10 protein-coding genes are annotated in these 14617 nt (G+C 41.5%); 3 read left to right on the forward strand and 7 right to left on the reverse strand.

Going from position 1 to position 14617, the window contains the following annotated elements:
• Window positions 1-125: 125 nt before the first annotated feature.
• Window positions 126-1016 (reverse strand): tetratricopeptide repeat protein, encoded by an 891-nt coding sequence (locus HCZ11_RS00820; protein ID WP_130052970.1) that lies wholly within the window; start codon window positions 1014-1016, stop codon window positions 126-128.
• A 271-nt stretch (window positions 1017-1287) separates the two neighbouring features.
• On the opposite strand from HCZ11_RS00820, the gene HCZ11_RS00825 reads away from it, so the two are divergent.
• Window positions 1288-2661: an ATP-binding protein gene (locus HCZ11_RS00825; RefSeq protein ID WP_167657343.1), complete on the forward strand. Its 1374-nt coding sequence runs from the start codon at window positions 1288-1290 to the stop codon at window positions 2659-2661.
• Between the two features lie 63 nt (window positions 2662-2724).
• On the opposite strand, the gene HCZ11_RS00830 is transcribed toward HCZ11_RS00825, so the two are convergent.
• Window positions 2725-2982 (reverse strand): hypothetical protein, encoded by a 258-nt coding sequence (locus HCZ11_RS00830; protein WP_130052968.1) that lies wholly within the window; start codon window positions 2980-2982, stop codon window positions 2725-2727.
• Window positions 2983-3243: 261 nt separating this feature from the next.
• Between HCZ11_RS00830 and katG the strand changes: the two genes are divergently transcribed.
• Window positions 3244-5421 (forward strand): catalase/peroxidase HPI, encoded by a 2178-nt coding sequence (katG, locus tag HCZ11_RS00835; RefSeq protein WP_167657344.1) that lies wholly within the window; start codon window positions 3244-3246, stop codon window positions 5419-5421.
• 558 nt (window positions 5422-5979) lie between these two features.
• Here the strand turns inward: katG and HCZ11_RS00840 are convergent.
• Window positions 5980-7905 carry a hypothetical protein gene (locus tag HCZ11_RS00840; protein ID WP_167657345.1) on the reverse strand — a complete coding sequence of 642 codons (1926 nt, stop codon included), beginning with the start codon at window positions 7903-7905 and terminating at the stop codon, window positions 5980-5982.
• 138 nt (window positions 7906-8043) lie between these two features.
• The gene (locus HCZ11_RS00845) at window positions 8044-9642 is read right to left on the reverse strand and encodes an ABC-F family ATPase (protein ID WP_167657346.1); all 1599 of its coding nucleotides are present in this window, start codon (window positions 9640-9642) and stop codon (window positions 8044-8046) included.
• A 517-nt stretch (window positions 9643-10159) separates the two neighbouring features.
• Here HCZ11_RS00845 and HCZ11_RS00850 point away from each other — a divergent pair.
• Window positions 10160-11785, forward strand: coding sequence for a methyl-accepting chemotaxis protein (locus HCZ11_RS00850; protein ID WP_130052964.1), 1626 nt, complete (start codon window positions 10160-10162; stop codon window positions 11783-11785).
• Window positions 11786-11841: 56 nt separating this feature from the next.
• Here the strand turns inward: HCZ11_RS00850 and HCZ11_RS00855 are convergent, their stop codons facing one another.
• The 3 genes from HCZ11_RS00855 to HCZ11_RS00865 form a co-directional block, all read right to left on the reverse strand.
• Window positions 11842-12249, reverse strand: coding sequence for a phosphate ABC transporter substrate-binding protein (locus HCZ11_RS00855; RefSeq protein ID WP_130053041.1), 408 nt, complete (start codon window positions 12247-12249; stop codon window positions 11842-11844).
• Between the two features lie 12 nt (window positions 12250-12261).
• On the reverse strand, window positions 12262-13407 hold the full coding sequence (locus HCZ11_RS00860) for a porin (protein ID WP_130052963.1): 1146 nt from the start codon (window positions 13405-13407) through the stop codon (window positions 12262-12264).
• Window positions 13408-13759: 352 nt separating this feature from the next.
• Window positions 13760-14530 carry an EAL domain-containing protein gene (locus HCZ11_RS00865; RefSeq protein WP_167657347.1) on the reverse strand — a complete coding sequence of 257 codons (771 nt, stop codon included), beginning with the start codon at window positions 14528-14530 and terminating at the stop codon, window positions 13760-13762.
• Window positions 14531-14617 lie beyond the last annotated feature (87 nt).

Raw genomic sequence — 14617 nt, forward strand, 5'->3', positions numbered from 1 at the left:
CGAAAGTTACGAGGTACTAGGTAGCAGCGATTTTACATCGCGTCCCAGCGCCTAGGACCTAGAGCCTAGAACCTAAACCCTAGCGCCTATGACGCGGGATAAACCCGCTGCTACATGGGTTTCGGCTAAGCCATTTCGTTTAACAACGAATTAAAGCTGTCGTTGTCGTGCAGGCTGGCAAAAGCGCTTTCGTGTAATAGCTCGTTACGAAGGTTTGGAGAATACTCAAGTGCCATGCGAATGTCTGCCATTGCATCAGCATGTTTATGCAGTAATGCATACGCACAAGCACGTTGCCAGTAGGCATAGCCGTAGTCGCTATCAATTTCTAGCGCTTGATTACAAAGTTCAATGGCTTCACCTGTTTCGTTAATTTCTAATAGCGCATCCGCTTTATAGGCAATTGCTTCAACGTCTTCAGGTTTACGCTTTAATATTTCGTCAAAAATCTCGATCTTATTCGCAACATCGCTTTCTAAGTTGGCACGCATCCATAAAGAATGAACTTCGTTAGTGATCGAGATCTTTTGTTGGTTTAATAAGATCTCTTCAGATCGCTCACGTAACTTTTCTTCAAGTACTTTCAAGCGATCTTCGTATTCTTGTGTAATCGCACTAACACGTGTGTTTACAATGTCTTCTACTTTGTTTTTCACATCACGCAAGGAATTCCAACCAACCAACACCAAAATTGAAGCTGTAATAGTAATAATGAAAAACACATTATTAATGGTGTCTGTTGTATAAGTAATCGCACGATCTGCGGTATCAAGTTGTGTATGAGCTACTTGCTTAGTTACGTCTTCGCGTAATTTTTGCTGGTCTTGGCGCACTGCTTTTAATTCATCAAGAATATATCGCTCTAACAGTGGCTTATACATTGGTTCTTGAAGCTTATCGAGAGCTTGTTGCTGCTCAACATCGGTTAACGCAGGGCGGTTTTCAGGTTCATTTTGAGCAACTGCAAAAGTGCTAAAGCTCATTAAAAATGTGATTAAAATTAAGGTATAACGCATGAGATATTAATTTTTGATGATTTCTAAGGTAACTGTAACATGCGTTAGCACTGTGGACTAGGCAAAAAAAAACCAGCTCGGGGGAGAGCTGGCCAAACTGCTTAAACAACATAAAGTCGTAAAGGGTATTAACAGGAGTTGGGTACAATATACTCTTATTTATCTGAACAACTACTTAATACTAAATGAGTTTTTAAAAACTTATATTCATTCTGTCAGATTTATAATGTTCGTCTAGACTTAAAGTGTCGTAAAACTAAAAGGTGAGAGTATGCGCCAACAACTAGTCCAACTGCTGTATGGAGTATCAATTTCTTCCGATCTTGACAGTGGCAATGTTGAATTAGCTGAACGCTTAATTCTGAATGCGGTACTAGATGGCCTTGAAATTGGCAGAGCAGGGATATGGTTGTTAAATGCCGAAAATACCGCGATTGAGTGCCGATTACTACTTGATAGAGAAAACGGCAAAGAAATTCAAATGTTAGTATTGCCTCGTGATGCATATCCAGCTTATTTCAAAGCACTCGATACCCAGCGTACTATCACCGCAGAGGATGCTCATACTGACCCTGCCACCTTTGAGTTTAGTGAAAGCTACTTAAAACCACTTAATATTGGCGCTATGTTAGATGCACCAATTCGCTATAAAGGTAAAATGATCGGGATATTTTGCTGTGAGCATATAGGTGGATCACGGCAATGGACAGAAGATGAATGCTCCTTTATTGGTGCATTAGCTGACTTATATGGCAGAGCACTCTCAGCACAAGAGAATGAACGCATGAATGCTGAGCTTGAACGTGCTAATCTGCATTTAGAGCAACGTGTTGCAGAGCGTACTCGTACCCTTGAAAAAACCTTATCTGAGCTTACTGCAATGCAAGAAAAACTAATTGAAGCCGAAAAAATGGCGTCACTTGGTAATCTCGTGGCGGGCATTGCTCATGAGGTAAATACGCCTATTGGCATCGCTGTAACAGCAAATAGCTCGGCTAAGGATAAGCTAAATAGCCTTAATCAACTTATAGAGGCAAATACGCTAACAAAAGCGGCCTTACTTGAGGGTATGAATCATTTAAACGAGTGCATCAAAATTTCCTTTGCGAATCTTGAGCGAGCTGCAAAGCTCATTAGTGATTTTAAGCAAACGGCGGTTGATCAATCATCACTCAATTTACTCGAAACGAATATTAAAGACTATTTTGAAAACATTTTACACAGTCTAATGCCACTAACCCGCAGTAATAATGTTGAAGTGAACATTGACTGCGTTGATGATTTTTCGCTCATTACCGTTCCGGGAGCCCTTAGCCAAATATTCTTAAATCTTGTGAATAACAGCTGTGTTCATGGGTTTATAGGGCGTGAGCAAAATCGAATCGATATTACTGTAAGCATTGATGATGACACCCACAGCTACACAGTCACCTACAAAGACAATGGTCATGGCATGAGTGAAGATGTAATGCATAAAGTGTTCGAACCATTTTTTACTACTAAACGTGGTAGTGGCGGTAGTGGTTTGGGTATGTCGATAGTTTATAACCTTGCAACCCAAGCACTGCAAGGTGAGGTGAGCATTGATAGCATGCCAGATCATGGTGTTACGCTAACCTTTAAATTGCCGCAAAAACTCGCATAACTAATTAATATTCATACAAATTGAAGGCTAAATAATCTGGTGACTGGGTAATAAAATTAAAAATTAATCAGTTTGCTTAGCAAGACAAGAAATATCAGTGCATTTGTTGTCTTTACAAAATTGCTTAATACGCTTTTTAGAATATAAATAATTAATGCTGAAAGGCGTAATTAATAGTGCTATCCAAAACAATGCAGAGCTTCTGAAAATTAGCCCCACAAGCGACGCCACCACAAATCCCGATAACATCAAAATAGGTAAATGGGCGATAAAAAAGTTAATACTTAGCTGTCTAGCAACTTCAGGATTAATTGTTTTCATAAGGGCTACTCGCTGTAAAAAATACCCTTATAAAATGGACGCTTTAATAAAATGAATCAAATCAAATTTTCCTATCGGTGCAATCGATTTAAAACCATCTTTTGCATCTAGCTTTATTTAAATACAACTCCTATAGTTTCAAACAACAGGAACTTATTCGCTATTAGTTATTCATAACTAGTAGAAAATCTCTCTTTATGACGAAAGAGATAAAAGTAATTTCTAGCGTTTCGTCATATTTTAGCTTTTTAGGAGCACGCAATGAGTAATGGAAAAACGGGCGGGTGCCCGGTAATGCATGGTAGTAATACTGTCACAGCTCAATCGAACACTGACTGGTGGCCAAACGCACTTAATTTCGACATTCTTCATCAACACGACAGCAAAACGAACCCTTACGGCAAAGACTTTAATTACGCAGAAGCATTCAAATCACTTGACCTTGAAGCCGTTAAAACCGATTTAAAAAACCTAATGACCGAAAGCCAAGAATGGTGGCCAGCCGATTGGGGTCATTACGGTGGTTTGATGATCCGAATGGCGTGGCACTCAGCAGGTTCATATCGTTTAGAAGATGGCCGTGGTGGCGGTGGTACAGGTAATCAACGGTTTGCACCGTTAAACTCATGGCCAGACAATGCTAACCTAGATAAAGCTCGACGATTACTTTGGCCAATTAAAAAGAAATACGGTAACAAACTTTCTTGGGCCGACTTAATTATTTTAGCTGGTAATATGGCTTACGAATCAATGGGTTTAAAAACCTTCGGTTTTGCAGGTGGCCGCGAAGATATTTGGCACCCAGAAAAAGATGTTTATTGGGGCGCTGAAAAAGAGTGGTTAGCACCAAGTGATGGGCGTTATTCAAATGTAGCCAAGCCAGATACCATGGAAAATCCATTGGCAGCGGTACAAATGGGCTTAATTTATGTTAATCCAGAAGGGGTGAATGGTAACCCTGACCCGCTTAAAACTGCTGAGCAAGTTCGCGAAACATTTGCCCGCATGGCAATGGATGACGAAGAAACAGCTGCGCTGACAGTTGGCGGTCACACTGTGGGTAAAACCCATGGTAATGGTAGCGAAGAAAACGTTGGTCCAGAACCAGAAGCGGCCGATGTGTTTGAGCAGGGTTTAGGTTGGAACAACCATAATTCACGTGGTATTGGTCGCGACACCATGACCTCAGGTATTGAAGGTGCGTGGACAACTCACCCAACAAAATGGGATAACGGTTATTGCTACTTGCTGCTTAACTACGACTGGGAGCTTAAGAAAAGCCCTGCGGGTGCGTGGCAGTGGGAGCCAATTGATATTAAAGAAGAAGACAAACCAGTTGATGTTGAAGATCCATCAATTCGTCTAAATCCTATTATGACCGACGCCGATATGGCGATGAAGATGGACCCAACTTATCGTAAGATCATTGAGCGTTTTAACGATGATTTTGAATACTTTAGTGATGTGTTTGCTCGTGCTTGGTTTAAACTAACGCACCGTGACTTAGGTCCAAAATCACGTTATTTAGGTGCTGATGTACCAAGCGAAGATCTGATCTGGCAAGATCCGATCCCAGCGGTAGATTACACCTTATCAGACAGCGAAATTAGCGAGCTTAAAACTAAGCTACTTAACTGTGGTGTAAGCCAAGCAGAATTAATTGCAACAGCATGGGATAGCGCCCGTACTTATCGTGGCTCAGACCATCGCGGTGGTGCAAACGGTGCACGTATTCGCCTCGCGCCGCAAAAAGATTGGCAGGGCAATGAACCAAAGCGTTTAGCTAAAGTATTAAGCGCACTTGAGTCAGTACAAGCGGGTTTAAGTAAACCAGTAAGCCTAGCTGATTTAATTGTACTTGGTGGGTCAGCTGCTGTTGAACAAGCCGCGAAAGCCGCGGGCGTTGATATAACAGTCCCATTTGCGCCTGGTCGTGGTGATGCCACAGACGAAATGACAGATGCTCACTCGTTCGACGTACTTGAGCCAATTCATGATGGTTTCCGTAATTGGCTCAAAGAAGAGTACACGGTATCAGCAGAGGAGCTAATGTTAGAGCGTTCGCAATTAATGGGCTTAACAGCACCAGAAATGACCGCTCTTGTCGGTGGCATGCGTGTTCTAGGTACTAATCATAATGGTACTTTACACGGTGTATTTACAGATAACGTAGGCACATTAAGTACCGACTTTTTCGTGAACCTAACCGATATGGCTTATACTTGGAAGCCAATAGCGAAAGGCTATTATGACATCATTGAGCGCAGTACTGGTGTAACTAAGTGGACAGCAACGCGCGTTGATTTAGTATTTGGATCAAACTCAATCCTTCGCTCATACGCAGAGTTTTATGCACAAGACGATAACAACGAACGTTTTGTAAAAGACTTTGTCGACGCATGGGTAAAAGTAATGAACGCCGACCGCTTCGATATCTAATTTAAAATTCCGTTAAGTACAAAGGCCACACAGCTGAACTGTGTGGCCTTTTTTATTTAAAGAAGTTAGCGAGTTACAAGGGGAAAGGGGAAAGTTACAAGGGGAAAGGGGAAAGTTACGAAATGCGAGATGCGAGGGGAAAGTTGCGATATGTAGGAGGCGTTTTAACGCCGAACAAGTAGCAGCGATTTTACATCGCGTCCTAGCGCCTAGAACCTAAAGCCTAGCACCAAGGACGCGGGATAAACCCGCTGCTACATGTAGGCGTAAAACTTGTTTCGCGCGGCTGACCTGCAAGCTCTTTTCGACATCCGCTTCGGCACTAAAGTACCTCCTACAATGCCTCGTACAGGGCTTTCATAGCAGAGAAAAACTCTCGAACTAACCAACCCCACAGCTGGACTGACATCTAACATCTGACGACTAAAAGCCAGCGATTTTACATCGCGTCCTAGAACCTAAAGCCTAGCACCAAGGACGCGGGATAAACCCGCTGCTACATGTAGGCGTGAAACTTGTTTCGCGCGTCTGACTGAAGGCTGATAGCTGAAAGCGCTTTTACTTCTCAATACCTAACCAATAACTGTTTTGGTATATGTTTTCTTCAACTTCTTTATCGCTGTAGTTATAGATACGTTGCCAAAACAGGCGGTCGAAAATGAATTTATCTGCATCTTTATGAATAATTTTAAAATTAATTAAAGAAGCATATAAATTTTCATCATCACCTAACACATCATCCTTACAGCTAGAGTAATCAACTGCACTTGGGCACTGAGACATCATTGCAAAACTAATACTGTTATCAGCTTCAAATTGCCAATAGGTATTTGGCGTAAAGTTAGCTCTGTTTTCAAGGCCATATTGATCAGCATAATAAAAGCTGCCTTTACCATCATCATTTATAAACCAGTATGTTTTCAGGTTACCGCTGGTGTAGCCTTGACGTAAGTAGCTAAATAGGTGCTTATAGTCATCAAGAGTGATGGTTGAATCATCAATCACTTCCATGAATTCATACCCTAAGCGAGCCTGACGCTCTTCTTTATTTCGCTCGCGCACCATGAGTGTTTTACCATCAGGCAGAGTGAAAAATTGTAAGCTGGTATCTAGGCCATTGCCGGTTACCTTAACGGTTTCGCCATTATTGTCTAAGTTGTAATGCCACTTGAACGAGTCAGTGCTTCTTGGCGTATTGAATGTTACCGTTGCAGTGTTGGCTGCTGTGATGGTGAAAAATGTTGGTAAATAACGAATCGTTAATCCTTCGCCTGTATCTGAATTTTTATTATTTAAGCGACCAGTATACGTTTTACCCACTTTAAGATCAGGAACCGCAATAGGTGTCAGTTTTTGTAATGCAACAACCGATGTTTGCACCTTCATAGCTTCAGTTAGCTCTTCTGACTCAACAATATTCGCAGCGTCAGCTTCATCATGATAGCTAAGAACATGTTGTAGTTTTAGCACCGCAAAATCATCGAACTGCGCAACAACTTCGGCATTAACGAGGTTAAGGTCAAACTCTACATTCACCTCGTAGCCTTCTTTATTTAGCTGATTTGCATAGGTGTTCGTAAGAAATTTGTCGCCATTAATCGTTAACGTTTTACCTTGTAAGGTCGCCGAAAACTCTGCATAAGGGAATGATGTGGTACTGCCTGAAGCCGTCGGAATATAGCTTGCTATCGATACTTCAAAATAGCTCTCTTCACCTTCGGTATTTAAATGATTCACCGTGTGAAAAGTAGTGTGATCCATATCAGCATAATACGCAGAGCTAAGCTCTGTATTGGATTTATAAAGGGTAACTACTTCGCCTTTATCGGTTGAAACATTAAAAAGCTCAACACGAATAGCATCATCGCGCTTAGCCAACACTTCCATTTCAAGAAGAGCTTGTTGATTACACTCATGCAAGCAATCAATCGCTTGGGTATTTAATGCAATCACATCAGGATTCGACCAATCAAAACGGCTTAACTCACCATTTTGAGCAATCACCCCGGCATCTTCAGTAGCAAATGCCAGCTTTACGCTACCATCGCTTGATTGCCAGTTACCCATCACTTCGCTATTGCTAAGCTCAATCGGTTGCCATGCTGCACGGTTTTCGGCAACATTAATGGTTAGGGTATATTGGTTACTTGCTTTACCATCAGAGACTTCCACAGTAAAAGCATGGTTAGCTACTTCGAATAGGCTTGGCTGTGCACTAAAAGTTACTTGATTACTGCTGGTGGTTACATTTAGCCACTCTGGCTTATCAATAATCGTTGTAGTAACACTGTCGTTTTGCTCATCTTTTAAATCAACAACTAAATTAGCTGATTCAAGTGCTTTAGTAGAGAGAGTGAGCGAGCCAGAAAGCGTCGGTGCAGTATTTTGCTCTACTTTTACATCAGGCGTTTTATCTGTTGATGAACCGCCACCACAGGCTGTTAGAGCCAGAGTCAGTGCCGATACGCTGAGGAGCTTTTTCATTTAGGTCCCTTAAATTTATTGTTCTATTGAAGTCAAAGAAATTTAAGTTACCTAAAATGGGTAATTCAGTAAAGTGAATATGTAACTGAACGTAAACAAAAAAGGTGAGCTAACTTGCTCACCTTTTCGAAGAAGGGGTTATTGCGCTTGTTGCGCAACATGGTCCATATATTCGTCAAACGTGCCCTGAAAATCGATAAGTTGTTGGTCTTTAATATCGATGATACGAGTCGCTAATGAAGATACAAACTCACGGTCGTGGCTCACAAAAATCAGCGTGCCTTGGTAATCTTTTAATGCGTTATTGAGTGCTTCAATGGCTTCCATATCCATGTGGTTGGTTGGCTCGTCCATAATTAGCACATTGATGTCTTGCATCATTAACTTACCAAACAATAGACGGTTCTTTTCACCACCCGAGCAGTTACGCGCTTTTTTGTTAGCGTCATCTGCGGTAAATAGTAAACGGCCTAACATAGCGCGTACCATTAAATCGTTGTGTTTAGCGGTGCGCCACTGCGACATCCAATCGAATAGGGTTAAGTTGTTATCAAAGTCTTTGCTGCTGTCTTGCGGACAATAACCAATGCTGGCATTTTCAGACCACTTAACTATGCCTTCGTTGCTTTGTAATTCATTCACTAGGCAACGAAGTAGGGTGGTTTTACCTACACCGTTTTCACCAATAACCGCAAGCTTAGCGCCAGCTTCAAGTAATAACTCACCACCACTGAACAGGGTTTCACCATCAAAGCCATGACCTAATTTAGTTAGCTCTAACGCTTGGCGATACATCTTTTTGCCTTCATCAAAACGTAGTGATGGACTAATACGACTTGATGCTTTTACTTCATCAAGTTTAATTTTATCCATGCGCTTAGCACGAGAGCTAGCTAGTTTTGCTTTTGATGCATTAGCACCAAAGCGGTTTACGAACTCTTGTAGTTCGTCTATTTCAGCGCTCTTCTTTGCGTTTTCAGCAAGCAGTTGTTCACGCTGCAAGCTTGAAGCTTCGATCCACTTTTCGTAGTTACCAGGGTAAATTCTAAGCTCACCGTAGTCGATATCGGCCATGTGAGTACATACCGAGTTTAAGAAGTGACGGTCGTGCGAGATGATAATCATCGTACACTTACGCTGGTTAAGCTCGTTAGCTAGCCAAGTAATGGTATGAATGTCGAGGTTATTGGTTGGTTCATCAAGTAGCAAAATATCAGGGTTTGCAAACAGTGCCTGTGCTAATAACACACGTAGTTTCCAACCCGGCGCAACGTTTGCCATTAAACCATAATGAAACTCTTGTTCTATGCCCGCTTGGAGCAAAATTTCTTCTGCACGGCTTTCTGCTGTGTAGCCATCCATTTCAGCAAAAATGCTTTCAAGCTCAGCTACTTTCATACCGTCTTCTTCACTCATTTCTGGTAGTGAATAGATACGGTCGCGTTCTTTTTTAACTTTCCAAAGTTCTGCATCACCCATGATCACTGCATCAACCACTGTGTATTGCTCAAACGCAAACTGGTCTTGACTTAGCGTACCTAGCTTTAAACCCGGAGCAATTGACACATTGCCAGAGGTTGGAACAAGCGCACCGCTTAAAATTTTCATAAAGGTTGATTTGCCGCAGCCATTTGCGCCAATTAAACCGTAGCGATTACCGTTACCAAACTTAGCTGAAATGTTCTCAAAAAGGGGCTCTGCACCAAATTGCATGGTGATATTTGCGGTTGAAATCAACGAATTGTTCCTAGAAAAATACTGACAGGGTTATGGGCGCAGTAACTGCGAAAATAAACAAGCAATAGGGTAAATAATAGGCCGCGGATTATACAGAACAGCCCCAAAGAACGCTATTAAAAAGAAGAAAGTTTCAAGGGGGAAGAGTAAAGTTACGACAATTAAGCCCTTAGGACTGGCTTTAGCCGGGAAAAGTATTAGTTAGCGAGTCTCCAGTTGCGAGATTCGAGTGAGCAGCGATTTTACATCGTGTCCTAAAACCTAAAGCCTAGAACCTAGAACCTAGAACCTAGAACCTAGAACCTAAAGCCCTGCGTCTAATGTTTGTTTCGCGCGTCTGGGGCTTATGGTTGAAAGCTGACAGTTCCGTTTTTGTGAATATTGTCTTTTTTCATCAAGTCCCGCTTCCTACAAATGAAACAAATATGAAAAAAAACCTGAAAATATATAAATATAGTTAATACTTTAGGGAAATCGGGCGATAATACTAAGTAATATGACAGTAGAGGTGGATTCAATGTCTGCAGGTATTTCTTTCAATAACTTGAGCATTACAAAAAAAATACACGCCATAACATGCATTGCTATAACGGCATTCGTGATCATAGTAGTAACTAATTTTATAGCGATGAATGACAACAAAATCTCGCTCGACGAGCTAGAGAAATCGTCATATCAGGTAGTTAAACTTACATCTGCAAACGTTGCGCTACTTGAAAAACTAGATGAGTTATACACTCAAGCGGTCACGTTTGGTGAATCAGACTTAGTTGATAGTGCTGCGCAAACGTATAAAACGATTAATGAAAATCTACAAAATATCATCAGCATTAACGACAGCTATGTGCATGCCGATACCAAAAAACAATTAGAGCTTTACGCACAAACCTCGTCGAGCATTGCAACCTCAATGATCGATGGTACTGCCGATTTCAGTAAAATTCAGCAGCAAGCACAGCAAAAAACACAGCAATATGAGGCTGTACTAGCAGGCTTTAAACAAGCACAAACTCGCGCAGATGATCGCTTTTTTGAGCTGGTTCAAGCAACTAAAGCTCGTTCAGATAACGCACTTAATTTAATGCTTGTAGTGTCTGTTGTATCGCTGATCTTACTAATTGTTACCTCTATTTGGATTGCTCGTGGAATTGGCTCATCAGCAAGTGCTGCAGCAAATAACTTACGTCTATTAGCAGATGGTAAAGGGTCGTTAAGCACGCAACTTGAAGTACATGCAAAAGATGAGATTGGTCAGGTATCGATTAACTTCAACGCGTTTATTCAACTGTTAAAAGCTGCGGTACTTGAAGTAATAGCGGTTTGTGAACCATTAATGGAGAACTCAACGCGACTAGTGCAAGGTATGGAGCGAGCTGAACGCGCGACAACTAAACAAACATCAGATGCTGATATTGTTAAGCAGTCGATGGAAGAAATGCGTCAAAGTGTTGCTGATATCTCTCATTCGGCGGCAAACGCATCACAAGCTGCGCAAACAGCCGAGCGAGAGGTTGAGCAGAGTAAAACGCAAATACAGCGCTCTGTAACCGAATCTCGCACATTGAGTGAAGAAATAAATCAAGCTTCATCAACGATTAATCAACTAGCTAATGACACCAAAAATGTGACGCAAATCTTAAATGTGATCACCTCAATTGCCGAACAAACTAATTTACTAGCGCTAAACGCGGCTATTGAAGCCGCGCGTGCAGGTGAACAAGGACGGGGCTTTGCGGTTGTTGCAGATGAAGTGCGTGAACTGGCTTCTAGAACATCGCATTCAACAAACGAGATCAGAGAGCTACTTTCTACCTTAACAACTGCGGCAAGTGATGCTGTAAATGCGATGAATTCAGCACGAGACATGGCTACAAATAATGCAGAGGCTGCTGAAAGTACTGGGCAGTCTATTGATAAGATCTCTGAACAGATCTTAGAAATTAACGGTATGAACTCACAAATTGCAGCAGCAACTGAAGAGCAAACATCGGTTGCGAGCATGGTAGTCGAAAATGTGTCGAACATGCATATGTCATTTGAAGAAACGATGGACTCATTGTCGGCGGTACGTGATGTCGCGAAGAATCTTCATTACTTATCTGATTCACTACTCGACGCCACTGCAAAATTTAAAGTTGAGTAATTTAAGCGAATAAAAAACCAGGCAATGCCTGGTTTTTTATTATCAGGAGTTGGTACTTAAAAAGTACCAACCACTTTTACTTTGTCTGTGACTTTTGCAGCATCAATATAACCAATGGCGTCGCTGTTGGTAGCAACAAAGTCAATAACAGCTTGATCGTTGCCAAGTTTTTCAGGTGGAGTGCCTTTGCCTGTAAATACCAGTTTTGACCAATAAGCGTTTAGCTGGCTGCTCGACTTGCCAACCACCTTATCGTTAAACTCATCGCTTACGCTGTTGCCGTCTTGGTTTACCGGGTTTACTTTCGTGCCATCATCAAACGATTTTGCTTTACCGAGGTAAATCTTTTTGATTGTACCTTCATCAATAGCATTGCCATTTGCAGGGTTCACAATTACAGCAACGTCAGCAAAAGCTGCGTGCGAACATAAGGTGACCGCTGTAGCGATTAATAATTTTTTCATCATGAACTCCAATTAAAAAACTAAATCAACAGCAACAGCAACAACGTCGGTTTCTGTATCTGAAATGTCATCTTTAAAGCGACTGAAATCCACTTTTAAAGCGGCTGATGGGTGGAAGTCATAACGAGTACCAATGGTATACACATTGCTTTTCGCTTTTACGCCCTCAAGAACCTGATTAATACCGGCATTTAAAGCAGGTACTGTAGGTAGTGCGTTATAGCGGTTGCTATCGTGTTTGTCGTCGTTATTTTCGTAAGTTAAGTGCACAATCCACTCATCCATACGGTAACCAACAGATGTATAGTATTGAGTTTGTTTAGCAAGAGCGCTGTTTTCTACTTCAAACTCAGTGTATTCAGCGTCAAACAGAATGTTGTTGTAATCAATCGAAAAGCCCACTGCGAAGAAAGAGCCATCATCTTCGTCTACAGCAATATCATCTGCTTGATCAACAAAACCTGCGGCTCTCAGTGTTTGCTCTAGGCCATTAAGCGCAATACCCGCGTCAGTGTCGTTTTCAATGGCAATGCTTGTATCTGCTACAAAATATGCAGCACGGGCGCTGAACCAGTCATAGCTCATCGTCCAGTTAATACCTGCAATATCGTTAAGTTCTGTATCGCCATTAACAGATACCACTGCAATATTGCCATCGAAGCTACCGTAGATAACTTGGACTGTTGAGTCCCAATCGCCTAATTGCGTATTGTGTAAAAGGCTAATACCTTCATACGTTGAAAATGGTAAGTTATAAACAGACTGTGGCGGACGAACCCAACGGTAAGTGTAACCAACATCTAAAAAGTCTGAATAGCGATAAAAAGGAACGCGTAATTTACCCGCACTGACTTGTAGCTCATCAGTAAACTCATAGGTTAAATAAGCCCATTCAAACTCAGCATCAAAATCATCACTGCCACGAGCCACAATTTGTGCTGTAGCGCTTAGCTTTTCTTGTAAGTCAGCGGAGAGCTGTAATGCGAACATACTTTCGTTTTTAAACGAAATATCATCATCGTAACCATAGAGGGTTGCGTTGTCGTCAAGGGCTTTACCGCCGACAATTGAAGCGAAGCCGTTTATGCGAACTTCTGCCATTGTGTTTGCAGACACAAAAGCAGCACATAGAGCCAATGCAATAGGAAGTTTTTTCATTGTGTATCCCTAGTATTTAGTATGGAAATGTTGATTTCACTTAATATTATAGTCGTGCGTAGCGAAATGGGCGACACAAGTTACAGATAATTTGTAACTACATCAACGAATAAGTCGCTATTTTCACTAAAAAAGGGACTAAAAGTGGATAAAGTTGCGAGTTTTAAGTTACAAGAGGGGAATGAGTAAAGTTACGAGATTCGAGGTAGCAGCGATTTTACATCGCGACCTAGAGCCTAGCACCTAGCGCCTAATGACGCGGGATAAACCCGCTGCTACATGTAGGCGTGAAACTTGTTTCACGCGTCTGAAAGCTCTTGCTTTGTCGCAACTCGATTCTCGTTGTGCTTACTTACTCAAACTTACTAAAATCAACTTCTGGCAAGCTCTCAAACCCCGGGCGGGCGAAGAAATACCCTTGCATCAAACTTACGCCGGCTTGGCGTAACCATTGATATTCTTCAACTGTTTCAATCCCCTCGGCAAGGGCGGTTATGTTGAGTTCTTCAAACATAGCAATACAATGATTAACAATAACTTGGCGCGCTTTATTAAGGTGAATATCACGAATTAATTCCATATCCAGTTTAATAATATTGCTCTGAAAATCAGCCAATAAGTTTAAACCCGAATACCCAGAACCAAAGTCGTCGGTTGCGGTAATAAATCCGAGTGATTGGTAATATTCGATCACACGTTTGATATGTGTACTGTCTTCAACTTGCTCAACCTCGGTAAACTCAAACATAATTTGTTCTACCGGAAAGCCATATTGTTTAGCAGCTTCAAGGGTTGTTCTAATACAGCGCTCAGGCTTGTAAATCGCGTTAGGTAAAAAGTTAATACTCAAAATCGAATCAAGCTTCAGCTTAGCTGCAAGCGAAATCGCTTTAATGCGACAAAGCTGGTCGAAGGTATAGCGGTTCTCATCGTTAACTTGTGAGATAACAGAATAAGCCGACTCATTATTAGGCCCTCTAACCAAAGCCTCATAGCCAAAAATGTGTTTATCGGTGCAATCAATAATTGGCTGAAAAGCCATTGTAAAATCAAAGCCAAGTTCTAAATTGTCTTTACAGTTATTGCAACCAGTAGGCTGGCAATGAGTTTGCTTGTCGTGCATGCTTACCTCAGACTAAAGTCTTCTTAATACATAATAGTGCTAGTAAATTGCCAATTGTGCAATGTTGTTGAGTTAAAAGTATAAAAC

Source organism: Pseudoalteromonas sp. HF66 (assembly GCF_011806445.1).
Classification (GTDB): domain Bacteria; phylum Pseudomonadota; class Gammaproteobacteria; order Enterobacterales; family Alteromonadaceae; genus Pseudoalteromonas; species Pseudoalteromonas apostichopi.

Bases quoted from the DNA above. Each gene is read 5' to 3' on its own strand.
- HCZ11_RS00820 (WP_130052970.1), bottom strand. From the start codon at position 1,016: ATGCGTTATACCTTAATTTTAATCACATTTTTAATGAGCTTTAGCACT.
- HCZ11_RS00825 (WP_167657343.1), top strand. From the start codon at position 1,288: ATGCGCCAACAACTAGTCCAACTGCTGTATGGAGTATCAATTTCTTCC.
- HCZ11_RS00830 (WP_130052968.1), bottom strand. From the start codon at position 2,982: ATGAAAACAATTAATCCTGAAGTTGCTAGACAGCTAAGTATTAACTTT.
- katG (WP_167657344.1), top strand. From the start codon at position 3,244: ATGAGTAATGGAAAAACGGGCGGGTGCCCGGTAATGCATGGTAGTAAT.
- HCZ11_RS00840 (WP_167657345.1), bottom strand. From the start codon at position 7,905: ATGAAAAAGCTCCTCAGCGTATCGGCACTGACTCTGGCTCTAACAGCC.
- HCZ11_RS00850 (WP_130052964.1), top strand. From the start codon at position 10,160: ATGTCTGCAGGTATTTCTTTCAATAACTTGAGCATTACAAAAAAAATA.
- HCZ11_RS00855 (WP_130053041.1), bottom strand. From the start codon at position 12,249: ATGAAAAAATTATTAATCGCTACAGCGGTCACCTTATGTTCGCACGCA.
- HCZ11_RS00860 (WP_130052963.1), bottom strand. From the start codon at position 13,407: ATGAAAAAACTTCCTATTGCATTGGCTCTATGTGCTGCTTTTGTGTCT.
- HCZ11_RS00865 (WP_167657347.1), bottom strand. From the start codon at position 14,530: ATGCACGACAAGCAAACTCATTGCCAGCCTACTGGTTGCAATAACTGT.